Annotated in this window: 11 protein-coding genes; 9 read left to right on the top strand and 2 right to left on the bottom strand. The window is 68.0% G+C overall.

The genetic code is table 11. From position 1 onward, the window contains the following. Window positions 1-9: 9 nt before the first annotated feature. From IE307_RS22795 to IE307_RS22780, 4 genes are all read left to right on the top strand, one after another. Window positions 10-2742, top strand: coding sequence for an nSTAND1 domain-containing NTPase (locus IE307_RS22795; protein ID WP_191300756.1), 2733 nt, complete (start codon window positions 10-12; stop codon window positions 2740-2742). 245 nt (window positions 2743-2987) lie between these two features. After that, window positions 2988-3566 (top strand): ABC transporter permease, encoded by a 579-nt coding sequence (locus IE307_RS22790; RefSeq protein ID WP_308436389.1) that lies wholly within the window; start codon window positions 2988-2990, stop codon window positions 3564-3566. Next, a complete protein-coding gene (locus IE307_RS22785; protein WP_229904977.1) occupies window positions 3563-4330 on the top strand; it encodes an ABC transporter permease in 768 nt (255 codons plus the stop codon). Before IE307_RS22790 ends, IE307_RS22785 begins: the two co-directional genes overlap by 4 nt. Then, window positions 4314-5114 (top strand): ABC transporter ATP-binding protein, encoded by an 801-nt coding sequence (locus tag IE307_RS22780; RefSeq protein ID WP_191300752.1) that lies wholly within the window; start codon window positions 4314-4316, stop codon window positions 5112-5114. The genes IE307_RS22785 and IE307_RS22780 overlap by 17 nt, the downstream gene beginning before the upstream one ends. A 224-nt stretch (window positions 5115-5338) precedes the next feature. On the opposite strand, the gene IE307_RS46895 is transcribed toward IE307_RS22780, so the two are convergent. Next, window positions 5339-6070, bottom strand: coding sequence for an IniB N-terminal domain-containing protein (locus tag IE307_RS46895; RefSeq protein WP_229904976.1), 732 nt, complete (start codon window positions 6068-6070; stop codon window positions 5339-5341). 175 nt (window positions 6071-6245) lie between these two features. Next, a complete protein-coding gene (locus IE307_RS22770; RefSeq protein WP_191300750.1) occupies window positions 6246-7415 on the bottom strand; it encodes a 4-hydroxybenzoate 3-monooxygenase in 1170 nt (389 codons plus the stop codon). 177 nt (window positions 7416-7592) lie between these two features. On the opposite strand from IE307_RS22770, the gene IE307_RS22765 reads away from it, so the two are divergent. The 5 genes from IE307_RS22765 (at window position 7593) to IE307_RS22745 (ending at window position 13492) form a co-directional block, all read left to right on the top strand. After that, the gene (locus IE307_RS22765; RefSeq protein ID WP_191300748.1) at window positions 7593-8609 is read left to right on the top strand and encodes an ABC transporter substrate-binding protein; all 1017 of its coding nucleotides are present in this window, start codon (window positions 7593-7595) and stop codon (window positions 8607-8609) included. Between the two features lie 219 nt (window positions 8610-8828). Beyond that, window positions 8829-11603 carry a nitrate- and nitrite sensing domain-containing protein gene (locus IE307_RS22760; protein WP_229904975.1) on the top strand — a complete coding sequence of 925 codons (2775 nt, stop codon included), beginning with the start codon at window positions 8829-8831 and terminating at the stop codon, window positions 11601-11603. After that, window positions 11600-12022 carry a roadblock/LC7 domain-containing protein gene (locus IE307_RS22755; RefSeq protein WP_030468876.1) on the top strand — a complete coding sequence of 141 codons (423 nt, stop codon included), beginning with the start codon at window positions 11600-11602 and terminating at the stop codon, window positions 12020-12022. The genes IE307_RS22760 and IE307_RS22755 overlap by 4 nt, the downstream gene beginning before the upstream one ends. Window positions 12023-12038: 16 nt before the next feature. Further along, window positions 12039-12635 carry a GTP-binding protein gene (locus tag IE307_RS22750; protein WP_191300744.1) on the top strand — a complete coding sequence of 199 codons (597 nt, stop codon included), beginning with the start codon at window positions 12039-12041 and terminating at the stop codon, window positions 12633-12635. Window positions 12636-12970: 335 nt separating this feature from the next. Then, complete coding sequence (locus IE307_RS22745) at window positions 12971-13492, top strand: snapalysin family zinc-dependent metalloprotease (RefSeq protein WP_229904974.1); 522 nt, start codon at window positions 12971-12973, stop codon at window positions 13490-13492. The last annotated feature ends 12 nt before the right edge of the window (window positions 13493-13504 follow it).

The following is a 13504-nucleotide window of genomic DNA, read 5'->3' as shown; positions in this document are numbered from 1 at the left end:
GGAGGCGGCATGCCAAGAGGGGAACGTCCGCTGGGCCCGGAGGACACCGCGCTGCTGCGGTTCGCCGGTGACCTGCGCAGACTGCGTGACCAGGCAGGCAAACCGAGCTATCGCGAGCTGGCCCGGCGTGCGAACTACTCGCCGACCGCGTTGTCCGACGCGGCCGGTGGGCGCAAGCTGCCCTCGCTCGCCCTGACGCTCGCGTTCGTGCGGGCCTGCGAGGCCGACCCGGCCTCGTGGACCAAGCGGTGGCGCGAACTCGCCGCCGAGCACACGCAGCCGTTGCACCCCGACGCGCCGTACCCCGGCAGCGCCCCCTTCAGCGAGCACGACGCGAAGCACTACTTCGGGCGTGAGTGCCTCGTGGAGCAGGTCGTCGAGTCGGTCAAGGCCACGCCCGTCACTGTCGTCGTCGGAGCCTCGGGCTCGGGCCGGACGTCGTTGCTCAGGGCCGGTCTGCGGCCCGCCCTGGACGACTGCGTGGTGGTCACGCCCGCGCAGGACCCGGTCCACGACCTGGCCGTCGCGCTCGCGGACGTCTTCGAGAACACGACCGCGGACCAGCTGGCCGAGGAGTTCCGCGCGGACCCCGACCACCTCAGGCTGCGGATCCGCCAGCACAGGCCGGGCCTCGTGCTGCTGGTCGACGACGCGGAGAAGGCGCTGGACGCGGTCGGGTTCATCACCGCCGTCACCCGCTGCCCCCGCGTCGTGCTGTCCGTGCGAGCCGACCACCTGCGGCGCTGGCGGGCCACGGGCGTCCGCGCCACCGAGATCACCGTCGAGCCGATGAGCGCGGACCAGTTGCGCCGCGCCATCACCGAACCCGCCGCCAAGATCGGCGCTACCGTCGAGACGGCGGTGATCGCGCGGCTGGTCGCCGACGCCGCGAACCAGCACGCGCTCCCGCTGGTGCAGCAGGCGCTGGCCGAGACGTGGCGGCGCAAGCGCGGCATGACCCTGTCGCTCGCGGGCTTCGAGGAGTCCGGCGGCGTCGAGCACGTCGTCGCGCACGGCGCTGAGACCTTCTTCGCCGGGCTGGACGAGGCGGACCGGGCAGCGGCCCGGCAGTTCTTCCTGAGGCTCGTCTCCGTGCAGCGCAACGGGATCGTGCAACGCCGCACCCGCAGGGTGGACGTCGGCGCGCACCTGCTCGAGCTCCTCGTGAAGGCCAGGCTGGTGGCGCTCACCGAGGACGGCGCCGAGCTCACGCACGACGCCGTGCTGCGCTGGCCCCGGCTCGCCGAGTGGATCGACGAGGAACGCGAGAACCTCAGGACGCACCAGCAGCTCGTCACCGCGATCGAGCTGTGGGAGGCGAGCGACCGCGACCCGCTGGCGCTCTACCGGGGCGTGCGGCTGCGCAAGGCCAAGGAGCTCGGCGAGTTCCTGACGGTGCAGGAACGCAGGTTCGTCGACATGAGCGCCAAGCGCGAGACGCGCCGTTCGACGGCGTTGATCGCGGTCATGGCGGTGCTGATCGCACTGGTGCCCGGCACGGTCGTCTACGCGCTCTCGAACGAACGCAAGATCACCGAGATGAACGCGAGCGCGCTCGGCGGCAAGGCGCTGTCGCAGTCCGAGGCGCTGCTGGAGCAACGGCGGCCGTACGCGGACAAGTACGCGCTGGTCGGGTACGAGGTCAGCCCGTCGCCCGAGGCGGAGAAGGTGCTGCGGCTGTCGAGCGCGGTCGCGCGCGGCATCCCGTTCACCGGCACTCCCAAGGACGACGCCGACGTGGTGGTCGCCCCTCGCGGTGAGATGGCGGCTGTGACCGACCAGGACGGCACCGACCGGATGTGGGGCATCGACGGCGACAAGGCGGAGCCGGGCAAGAAGTTCGCCGCCCGCCACAGGGTCGTGAAGCTCGCCGAACGCCGTGCGGTCACCAAGGACGACAACGGCCAGGAACACCTGTGGGCCGTCAACGACGCGAACGACATCACGTACCTCGCGGCGCTGCCGACGAGGTTCCACACGCTCGACCTCAGCCCGGACGGCTCCCGGCTCGTCGGCAAGGTCGGCGACGCGGTGGACGTCGGGCTCCCGACGCCGGACGAGTCCGAGCACGCGGAACTCTACGACCTGAGCGACCCGCGCACCCCCCGCAAGCTGCCGATGCCGGTGCGCAACCCCGAGACCGTCGCGCTGAGCCAGGACGGCCGTGAGCTCGCCACCGGGATCTGGGACGAGGCCACCGGCACCACGACCATCGAGTTCTGGAGCATCGGCGGCACCGTCGAGCCCGCCGCGCCGGCGCTGGCGCAGCACGTCTACGTCCGCGGCATCACCTACAGCGGCGACGGACGCTGGCTCGCCGTCGAGCACTCCTCGCCGGAGTCGGTCGTCGAGGTGTGGCAGCGCGTTCCGAGCGAGTCGCCCGTGCTGCGCGCACGGCTCGACACGGCGTTGCGTGCGGGAGCGCGTGTGACGTTCTCCGACGACGGCCGGGTGGCCGTGGTGCGCGACAACATCTTCGAGGTGCAGCAGCTCTACACGAACGACCGTCCGGCGGACCGGCTCGCGTACGTCGTCGGGCACGGCGGCTCGACGCGCGCGGTCTACCGGCCGCAGAACCGCGACTTCCTGGTGCGCAGCGGGGGTCAGGACCCCGAGCTGCTGCCGTACGACCTCGACACCGGTCAGATCATCAAGAGGATGTGTGAAAAAGACGGCGCACGCCTCACGGACTCCGAATGGGTTAAGAGCTTCGGCGAAGTGGAGCGCGTCGAGGTCTGCTGAACCGACGCGATGTGTCGGAACGAGCCGCAGTTGAGCAAGCACGCATTGTGAACTGGTGACGCACTCTCTAGGGTGACCGAGTGCGTGCGTTCACACGGGGACTCATCGGCATAGCCGGATTCCTCGCGCTCTGGGAGCTCTTAGGACGCTCTCCCCTCCTACCCGCCGACTCGCTCCCGCCACCGTCCGTCGTGTTCGGCGAGCTCGTCAGGCAGTTGATCTCTCCCGATTTCATCAGTCATGTCGTGGCAACGGTTCTGGCCGTGCTGATCGCCATCGGGATCGCGATCGCCATCGCGGTGCCGAGTGGACTCGTGCTGGGCAGCGTCCCGGCCGTGCGCCACGCGACCCGCGCGGTCATCGAGTTCCTGCGCCCGATCCCTTCTGTGGCACTGATTCCGCTCGCGCTCGTGATGCTGGGCTTCGGCCCGGAAACGAAGATCACGCTCGCGGTCTACGCGGCACTGTGGCCGATCTTGTTCAACACCATCTACGCGCTCGACGAGCTGGACCCGTTGCTCGTTGAGACGTCACGGGTTTTCGGCACCGGACGTGTGGGCGTGCTGTTCAGGGTGGCGTTGCCGAGCGCGTTGCCGTTCGTCCTCACCGGAATCAGGCTCGCGGCGACCACCGCGCTGATCGTGCTGGTGAGCGTGGAGCTCATGGCCGGCGCCGACATCGGTCTCGGCTACTTCATCATGGAGGCCCGCAGCGGGCCCGGCCGGATGGACCAGGTGCTGGTCGGCACCGTGGTCGCGGGCGTGATCGGCGTCCTGCTGAACAACGGTCTCGAGCGCGTCCGCCGGCGTTGGGTGGCCTGGTGAACAAGTTCTTCCAACGGTGGACCGTGTTCGCCGGTCTGATCGTCGTGTGGCAGGTCTTCGGGATGCTGGCCGAAGACCCGTTCTTCCCTCCGCCGTCCGACATCGTGACGGCGGCCTGGGAGTGGTGGGTCCTCGAACCGGAGAACGTCACCGAGCACATCCTGCCGTCGATCAGCCGGCTGTTGTCGGGCTGGGCGATCGCCTCGGTCATCGGCGTCGCGCTGGGACTGCTGCTGGGCCGCTCCGACCGGGCGATGGAGTACGCGGGACCGCTGCTGGTGTTCCTGCGGTCGATCCCGCCGCCCGCGCTGGTGCCGGTGTTCCTGCTGCTGTTCAAGGGCGGCACCTCGATGCAGCTCGCCACGATCGTCTTCGGCGTCATCTGGCCGGTGCTGCTCAACACCGTGGACGGCGCCCGTTCCGTCGACGTGACCAAAGTGGACACTTCCGCGGTCTTCCAGATCCCGCGCTACCAATGGGTTCTGGGAGTCGTGCTGCCCGCGGCCTCTCCGAAGATCTTCGCCGGGCTGAGGGTGTCCCTGTCGCTCTCCCTGGTGCTGATGGTCATCTCCGAGCTCGTGGGCACGGACAACGGCATCGGTTCACAACTCATGCAGGCACAGCGCGAGTTCGACTACACGCGCATGTGGGCGGGCATCGTCCTGTTGGGCGTGCTCGGCTACGGACTGAACACCGTGCTTCTGGCGGTGGAACGCAGGGCTTTGGCTTGGCAACCGAGGAGCAGGGATGAGCAACATGCTTGAGGTGGCCGACCTGGGCCACACCTACGGCGACTACGAGGCCATCGGTGGCCTCACGTTCACCGTCCGCGCCGGTGAGCTGGTGTGCGTGGTCGGACCGTCCGGCTGCGGCAAGTCCACGCTGCTGCGCACGATCTCGGGGCTCATCGCGCCCTCCCGCGGTGACGTGTCCCTGAAGGGCTCCCACCTCGCGGTGGTGTTCCAGGACTACCAGCGCTCGCTGTTCCCCTGGCTCACCGTGCAGGGCAACGTCGAGTTCCCGCTGCGGTCCCTGCCGCGTGCCGAGCGCCGCGCTCGCGCCGCGGAGGCACTGGAGTGGGTGGGCCTGTCCGCGGCCGCCAAGAAGCGTCCGTGGCAGCTTTCCGGTGGCATGCAACAGCGTGTGGCGATCGCGCGCGCTCTGGCGTTCCGGCCGGCGCTGTTGCTGATGGACGAGCCGTTCGCCTCGGTGGACGCGCAGACCCGCTTCGAGCTGGAGGACCTGTTGCTGCGCGTGCGCCGCGAGCACGACACGACGGTCCTCGTCGTCACGCACGACATCGACGAGTCGGTGTACCTGGGTGACCGCATCCTGGTGCTCTCCAAGTCGCCCGCGAAGCTGGTGGCGGACCTCGAGGTCCCGCTGCCCGCCGAGCGCGACCAGGTGACCACGCGGACCGACGAGGCCTTCGTGGCGCTGCGGTCCAGGGTGGCGCGGCTGCTGAACGTCGGCGGCAAGCCCGCGGTGGACGTCGAGAAGTGGGCCGCCGCGGAACGCGAGTCCCTCAGCGAGACCGTCTCGTCCTGACAGTCGTCGCCCAGCAGTAGTTCCGGACAGTCGCAAGTTCTGCCGGACAGTCGAGCCCCGGACCGCCGCGGTCCGGGGCTCGACTGCGTTCTCAGCGCCCGCAGGAGGGGGTGGGCGCTGGTGGGGGCAGCGGACGCCCGCGCTCGGGGGCAGAGCGCACAGCGGCCGTCACAGGTCCCCTGGGAGCCGCCTGGACGAGGGCGAGGCGGCTCGGAGGCGCTGGATCAGAGGTGCAGGTCCAGGTTGTTGCCGATGCCGTCGTGGATCAGGTCGATGTCGCCGACCTTCACGTCGTCGACGACCTGGCCGAGGTCGGTGTGGAGGTCGCCGACCTGCGCGACGTCCTGCACCACGTTGTTGCTCAGGTCCGCGACGTCCTTGACGTCGACGTCGCCGACGACGTCCTTGACGAGCACGTCGGTGTCCACGACGTCCTTGAGCAGGACGTCCGTGTCGAGGTCCTTGACCAGCACGTCGGCCACGTCGGTCACGCCGGCGACGCCGTGGACGTCGGCGATCTCGGTGACCTGGGAGACGACGGAGTTGTCGGCCGCGATGCCGGTGACGCCCGCGACGACCTGGTTGGCGTCCACCACGTCGAGCGTCTTGGTGACGTCGCCGAGGCCGCCGAAGTCGGTGACCAGCGCGGTGACCGAGGAGGGGGCGGCGATGCCCGCGACGCCCGAGACGCCGTCGACGGTGCCGGTGATCAGCTTGAGGCTGTCGACGGCGGTCAGGTCGCCCGTTCCGGCCAGGACCTGGTCGACCGCGTCGATCTTCACGACGGACGCGCTGTCGAGCACCAGCGGCAGGATCTCGTGGACGTCGACCGGCGAGATGTCGCCCAGACCAGCCGCTTCGAGGGTGCCCTCCGGGTCGAGCTGGAACGCCTCACGGGCGTCCAGGTCGCCGAGCAGGTTCAGGGTGAAGTCGTGCAGGGTCTGCTGGGTGCCCATGGAAACTCAAGCTCCTGTAGCTGGATCGGGGGATGTCGTGTTGAACCGTATGGACGAACGACATCCCCCTGCATCGGGAGTTGGCCCCAGATTGTGACTTAGCGAGATCCCTAGGGGGATGGGCGTCACCCGTTAGGGGGGCGGGGATTTCACCCCTGAGGGTGGGACTTTTGTGTCACGGTCCGACGTAGTTCTCCGCGAAGGTCGCCCGGTAGGCGGGGGACTCCGCCAGGTGCTCCAGCCTCGCTTGGGCCAACCGTCCGAAGAAGGGCGAGCTGACATCGGTGTGGATCATGTTCACCATCCACTGGGAAAATTCCTGAGCCCTCCACACGCGGCGCAGGCAGTCCTCCGAGTAGGTCTTGAGACCGGTCTCGGATCCGGTGGTGTAGAAGTCGATAAGCGCACGTCCGAACGTTGCGGCGTCGTTCATGGCGAGGTTCATGCCCTTGGCGCCGACCGGGGTGATGATGTGTGCTGCGTCACCCATCAGGTACAGCCGGCCGTACGACATCGGCTCGACCACATGGCTGCGCATGTCGAGCACGCGCTTCTCGATGATCTTTCCTTCGGTCAGCGTCCACGACGAGTCGTGCAATGCGAAGCGTTTGTGGAGTGCTTCCCAGACCTGTTCATCGGACCAATCCGAAGCCTTTGTTCCGACCGCTACCTGCAAATAGAACCGGGACACCGAGGGGGACCGCAGCATGTGTCCCGCGAAACCGTCGTCGTGCAGCGCGTAAATGGTCGCTTTAGTCGATGGAGGGGCTTCCGCGAGAATGGTCAGCCACTCAATCCCGTGGTGGTGGGTGAACTCCGTCAGCACGCCCTCGGGAATGGACGGCCGGCTCACGCCGTGAAAACCGTCAGAGCCTGCCACAAAATCGCTCTCGACGGTCTCCCGAGTGCCGTCCTCGCTGGTGAAGGCCACAGAGGGCCTCGATGACGTCAGGTCTCGCAGCTCCACGTCGCTGACCGAGAACCGGATGTCACCTCCCCTGTCCAGAAATCCCCCGATGAGGTCCTTGACGACTTCCTGCTGGGGGTAGACGAAGTGCTCACGGCCCCCGTAGAGGTCGCTGTACGAGACCTGGAACGCCCTGCCGCTCACGCGGAATTCACACGTTCCGTGACGGTCTGCTTCCATCAGCAAACGATCTGCCAGACCGAGTGACTCCAACATGGTTACAGAGCGGTGCTCCAGGACTCCCGCGCGTGGCCGGGTTTCCACATGGGCTCGACTAGCCCTTTCGAGCACCACGCAGTCGATGTCTGACTGCTGGATCAGGTTTGCCAAGGTCAGACCGGCCGGCCCTGCGCCGACAACGGTCACGGAGCGCTTCAACTGGGGTTCTCCTAGCCCTAGACCTGCTGTGCTTAGATGCTCACCGCAGGTAGTGGACTTGAACCTGCTCGTGTCGGTCAACTGGGGTCTTTTGGAGCAGCGTCATTACTCTGAGTGGTTGACCGTCGCGATCATTCCCCGCAACGACGACACCGCTCCGACAGGAGAGTGCTCCCGATGACTCGCAGAGTCCGCCGTCTGACCATCCGTGGCATCGCCCTTGCCACGCTGCTCGCCACTGTGGCGAGCTGTGGTGCGCTCGGCGGCAAAGAGCAGGCACCCCCGGCCGATGCGAACAGCAGCGGCCCGGTCGAGAAGGCCAAGATCACCCTGGGTGTCCTGCCGATTCTCGACGTGGCCTCCGTTCACGTGGCGATCAAGAAGGAATACTTCAAGGCCGAAGGCCTCGAGGTCGACCTGAAGGTCATCCAGGGTGGAGCCGCGGCCATCCCCGGTCTGGTCAACAAGGAGCTGGACTTCACGTTCGGCAACTGGGTCTCGTTCTTCGCCGCCCAGGCGAAGGACACCGCCAAGGCCGTTGACGGAATCAAGCTCATCTCCGACGGCTACCAGGCCAAACCCGACATGTTCCTGATCTTGGCGGGTGGCGACTCGGCCATCAAGACGCCTGCCGACCTCGCCGGCAAGACCATCGCCATCAACACGTTCAGGAACATCGCGGAGCTCACCGCGAAGGCCACTCTCGAGGCCGCGAACGTGGACGTGAAGTCGGTCAAGTTCAAGGAGATGGCGTTCCCGGACATGCAGGCCGCGGTCCAGAACAAGACCGTTGACGCCGCCTTCATGGTCGAGCCGTTCATCACCCGCGCCCAGCGTGCCGCCGGTCAGATCAAGGTGCTGGACGCCGCGTCCGGCCCGACCGACAACATCCCGATCGCCGGCTACGCCACCAGCGGCGAGTTCGCCAAGAACAACCCCAAGACCGTCGCCGCCTTCCAGCGCGCGATGGCCAAGGGTCAGGCTGACGCGACCGACCGCCCCACGGTCGAGCCGCTGCTCGTCGAGTACGCCAAGGTCGACAAGGAAACCGCAGGTCTTGTCCACTTCGGCGCCTTCCCGACGACGCTCGACGCGACGCGCCTGCAGCGCGTCGTCCAGCTGATGCAGCGCTACGAGATGCTGGACAAGGAGCTCGACGTCAAGCCGATGCTCATCCAGCCCTCCGGCAGTTGACGAACCGCGCGGGTGACTGTGATCAGGCCGTGATCGCGGTCACCCGCGCGATCGTTTCCGCCATAAGAATTATCGCGCGGGGGCCGTTTAGCCGCGCAGTGCAAAGTTGTTGATTCTCGAACCAGCGTTTTGTCGTCCGAACGGCGGTATGAGGACAGCGTGTTTTACTCCAAGATCCACCAGGTTTGCTGCTATTAAACGGGGCGGGGAGTGTTGACGGTGCGCGGTCGTGAGGACCAGCGAGGCATCGACCGGTTCCGCCTACGCAACTGGCGGTTGCGGAGCAAGCTCGCAGTGGTGTTGCTAGTTCCGGCCCTGAGCACCGCGACTCTCGCGGGCCTGCGGCTGAACACCCAGCTCGACGACGTCGAACTCTTCGGCAACGTCCAGCGCGAGCTCGCCGTGAGCCACCAGGCCGCGAAGGTGGAAAACGCTCTACAGGTCGAACGTGACTGGGCAGTGCAGTGTGTCGGCGCAGGCAGGCAGAACGCGTGCCCCGAGCACGCCGCCCGCACGGGCCTCACCGATGTGGAATTGGGCAAGTACAGGGAATCCGGCGCGACGGCCACGGCCTTGAGCGCGCCCTTGCAGGAGACGTTCACCAAGTCGCTGCAGTCCCTCGACGGACTGGGCAGCTTGCGCGTCACGCTGCTGAGCACGAAATATCCCGACATCGCGGTGATCGCGGCGTACAACCAGATCATCGCTTCGCTCGGTCAGGTGCACCGCGCCGCGATCTCGAGCCTCAGCGAACCGCAGATCGTTCCGCTGGTCGCCGCCGCGCAGGCGCTCTACTCCGCGCAGGAGCAGCTCGGCCAGCAGAACTCGATCCTGACGTCCACCGCGCTGCGCCGGAGTTTCGCTCCCGGTGCCGCGGACGAGCTGCGGTCCGCGCAGTCCCGTCTGGACGCGGCGTTCACCGAGTTCAACGCCGCGGCGTCGGCGGAGAACAGGCAGCGGTTCCAGGACAAGGTGTCCGGTGCGTCCGTGGACGGTCGCAACCGGCTGGTGCGGCTCGCGCTCGCGCAGGACTTCGAGCGCAAGCCGGTGTCCATCACGGACGCCGAGGTCCTCAAGGAGGGCCAGAACACCGCGAACCTGGTTCGCGAGGTCGCCGCCGACCTGGAGGGCCAGGCCGACGCGACGACCACGCGTCTCGCCGACACGGCTCGTTCGGACGCGTGGCGTGACGCGGCACTGGTCGCCATCTCGCTGCTGATCGCGTTCGGTCTCATGGCGATGGTCGCGCAGTCCATGCTGAGGCCGCTGCGCGTGCTGCGCCGCAGCGCTCTCGACGTGGCCCGCAACCAGCTTCCCGAGGCGATCAAGCGAATCCGGTCGCACCGCGAACCGGAACGCGCCGCCGAGGAGGCGATCGTCCCGGTGCCGATCAACACCACCGAGGAGGTCGGGCAGGTCGCGCGGGCGTTCGACCTCGTGCAGCGCGAAGCCGTCCGCCTCGCCGTCGAGCAGGTGGCACTGCGCGCGAACGTCAACGACATGTTCATCAACTTGTCGCGGCGCTCGCAGGCGTTGGTGGAACGGCAGATCAGCGTCATCGACCGGCTCGAGCAGGACGAGCAGGACCCGGACCACCTGGCGTCGCTGTTCGAGCTCGACCACCTCGCGACGCAGATGCGCCGCAACAGCGAGAACCTGCTGGTGCTCTCCGGCACGACGGTCAACCGCCGCGTCACCCGTCCCGTCGCGATCGCCGAGGTGCTCGGCGCCGCGGTGTCCGAGGTGGAGAAGTACGCGCGCGTCCAGATCGCGCCGACGCCGGAGCTCATGGTGCAGGGCCGCGTGGTCAACGACCTCGCGCACCTCGTCGCCGAGCTGCTCGACAACGCGACGGCGTTCTCCAAGCCCACCACCAAGGTGACGGTGCGGACGATAGAGACCCGCAAGGGCGAGGTCGCCATCCGCATCCACGACCGCGGTGTCGGCATCCAGGAGCACGAGGTCGCCGAGTTCAACGCGAAGCTCGCCGAGCCGCCGGAGGTCGACGTCTCGGTGGCCCGCGAGATGGGCCTGTTCGTGGTCGGTCAGCTCGCGAACCGCCACGAGATCCGCGTGACGCTGGCGAACAACGACGACATAGAGGGTGGAGTCACCGCCCAGGTGATCCTGCCGGTCTCGTTGCTGCACAAGGGAGCGGCGCCCGCGCTGCCCCTGCCGCCCGCGCCCGCGCCGGCCAGTGAGACCACCAGCACGGGCGAAGGCCTGTCCGGTGTTCCGAAGTGGACGCCGGAGCACCCGGTCCACGTGCCGGGGCCCGCGACCGAGGAGGAGAACTCCGGCCGCCACCGCATCGAGCAGACGTCGACCGACGGCCTGTTCACCGCGCGGATCGAGGCGGACGAGAAGGCCGCCGAGGACGGGTACACCTACGAACCGCCGGTCGAGCGTCCGTCCGAGCCGGCCACGGAGATCTTCCCCGCCATCGTCGACGAGCCGCTGATCTCGCACGACGACCTGTCGAGGTGGTTCCAGACCCCCTCGGCGCCCGAACCCTCCACGAAGGACGTCGCCCCGGCAGCGGAGCCGGAGCCCGTCCAGTACGAGGAACCGGACGACGCGGAGCCCGCCACCGTGAACGGCCTGCCCAAGCGGCAGCGTTCGGCGGAGACCGTGAAGATCGAGGCACCAACGGCGGTACCGCGCGCGGTGGCCGACTACGCAGACTCCGACTGGGGCGCCGCGGACGACGGCTGGAAGGCAGCGGGCGCTCTGGACAAGGGCGCGGCCGCGGAAACGACGGAGAACGGTCTGCCCAAGCGCGTCCCGAAGGCGCGCCTGGTCCCCGGGTCGCTGCCCAAGCCGTCGTCACCGGCGCCTGCGCTGGCGACCGCCGCGGCCATCCCCGGCCGGTCGGCCGACCGGTTGCGCCAGCGGTTCGCCACGTACCAGAAGGGTGTCCAGATGGGCCGAGACTCGCTCTTCGACTCGGCCGTCGGAGGCATCCCCGTGATCGCAGAAAGGGAACGCCAGTGACCACCGCGACTGAGGAACTGGACAACTTCAGCTGGCTGGTCGAGGACTTCGTCAGCAGGGTGGCCGGTGTCGCGCACGCGATCGTCGTCTCCGCCGACGGCCTGTTGCTCGCATCGTCGGACCGTCTGCCGCACGACCGCGCGGAGCAGCTCGCCGCCGTCTCGTCCGGACTGGTCTCGCTGAACCTCGGCGCGGCGCGCTGCTTCGAGGCCGGTGAGGTCAAGCAGACCGTCGTCGAGATGGAGCGGGGTTATCTCTTCCTGATGTCCATCAGCGACGGGTCCTGCCTCGCCGTGCTCGCCGCGCCCAACTGCGACATCGGGCTCATCGGGTACGCGATGACCCGCCTCGTCGAGCGGGTCGGCCTCCAGCTCACGCCGGAGATCAGAGCCCAGCTGCACGTCTCCATGCGAGCCTGAGTAGAGAGAAGTTCCCATGAGCAACGGTGCTCCGGGTCGTCCGGGGTCACCTGGGGCCGACCTGAACGTGATGTCGTCGAAGATCGTCGTCGCGGGTGGGTTCGGCGTCGGCAAGACGACGTTCGTCGGGTCGGTCTCCGAGATCACCCCGCTGACGACCGAGGCCGTGATGACCCAGGCCTCGGTCGGCGTCGACGACCTGTCGCACGTGCCGGACAAGGTGACCACCACGGTGGCCATGGACTTCGGCAGGGTCTCGCTCGACAGGGACCTGATCCTGTACCTGTTCGGCACGCCCGGTCAGCACCGGTTCTGGTTCATGTGGGACGACCTGGTCCGCGGCGCGATCGGCGCCGTGGTCATGGTCGACACCCGCAGGATCGACGACGCGTTCGCGCCCATCGACTTCTTCGAGGACCGCGACCTGCCGTACGTGATCGCGGTGAACTGCTTCGACGGCCTCATGCACCACCGGGCCGAGGAGATCCGCGACGCGCTGACGATCCCGTCGTCGGTGCCGATAATTCCTTGCGACGCACGGAACCGGCAGTCGACGAAGCAGATCCTGATCGCGTTGGTGGAGCACGCGCTGCGCCAGCCGTCGTTCGCTTAGACCCGCTCCCGCGGAGGACACGGGGCCGGTGCCACGCGCACCGGCCCCGTTCGCGTTGTGCGGGAACGCTCCGCCTTCCGGTCCATCAGAACCAGTCGCGTGTGAACAGTTATTCGCCCGTTCGGCCGCGCCCTGTCCGTGGCGGGTGTGCGCGCCAGGTCCGGTCGTAGGGCGCGTTTCCGCTCACCAGGCGGCACGCCGGCGATGCGCGGCGGAAGATCACCTACGAACGCACTTGACCGTGCCAGCGCCGCTTCACACTTGACTCTTCTTGTGCGCCAACGCCGCAGCGATACAGTCGGGGTGCAATCACCCTGCATTGCGAGGAGATTCCTGTGTCCCTGCGCAAAACAATCGCTGTTGTCGCGAGTGCCGCCGCCATGTCGGTCGGTCTCATCGGCACCGCGGAAGCCGCGCCCCGCACGCTCTACTACAACTCGGCCGGAGCCGCTGAGTTCGTGGCGTCCGTCGACGCCGGCGCGAACGTGTGGAACACGCAGCTGCCCAACACCGTGAAGCTGGTGAAGCGGAACAGCGGTTCCGTCAACATCACCATCGTCGCGGACAACGGGTGGCCCCGTGCCCAGACGACCAGCCTCGGCAACGGCCGGGTCTGGATGGGCCGCCAGGCCGTCACCGAAGGCCACGACAAGGTCAGGATCGCCGCGCACGAGCTCGGCCACATCCTGGGCCTGCCGGACCGCCGGACGGGTCTGTGCACCGACCTGATGTCTGGTGCCAGCGCCGGCACGTCGTGCAAGAACGCCAACCCGAACGCCGCGGAGAAGGCCCAGGTCGTCCGCAACTTCGGCGGATCCGCGACCGTCCAGGCCACGACGTTCGAGGACGCGGCCTAGTCAGCCGTCGAG

The sequence above is a fragment of the Lentzea cavernae genome, assembly GCF_014653695.1.
Classification (GTDB): domain Bacteria; phylum Actinomycetota; class Actinomycetes; order Mycobacteriales; family Pseudonocardiaceae; genus Lentzea; species Lentzea cavernae.
The sequence above is the reverse complement of the archived record's forward strand: the minus strand, read 5'-3'. Positions and strand labels throughout refer to the sequence as shown.

Excerpts from the sequence above, each read along its gene's own strand:
- IE307_RS22795 (WP_191300756.1), top strand. The coding sequence starts at position 10 with ATGCCAAGAGGGGAACGTCCGCTGGGCCCGGAGGACACCGCGCTGCTG.
- IE307_RS22780 (WP_191300752.1), top strand. The coding sequence starts at position 4,314 with ATGAGCAACATGCTTGAGGTGGCCGACCTGGGCCACACCTACGGCGAC.
- IE307_RS46895 (WP_229904976.1), bottom strand. The coding sequence starts at position 6,070 with ATGGGCACCCAGCAGACCCTGCACGACTTCACCCTGAACCTGCTCGGC.
- IE307_RS22765 (WP_191300748.1), top strand. The coding sequence starts at position 7,593 with ATGACTCGCAGAGTCCGCCGTCTGACCATCCGTGGCATCGCCCTTGCC.
- IE307_RS22750 (WP_191300744.1), top strand. The coding sequence starts at position 12,039 with ATGAGCAACGGTGCTCCGGGTCGTCCGGGGTCACCTGGGGCCGACCTG.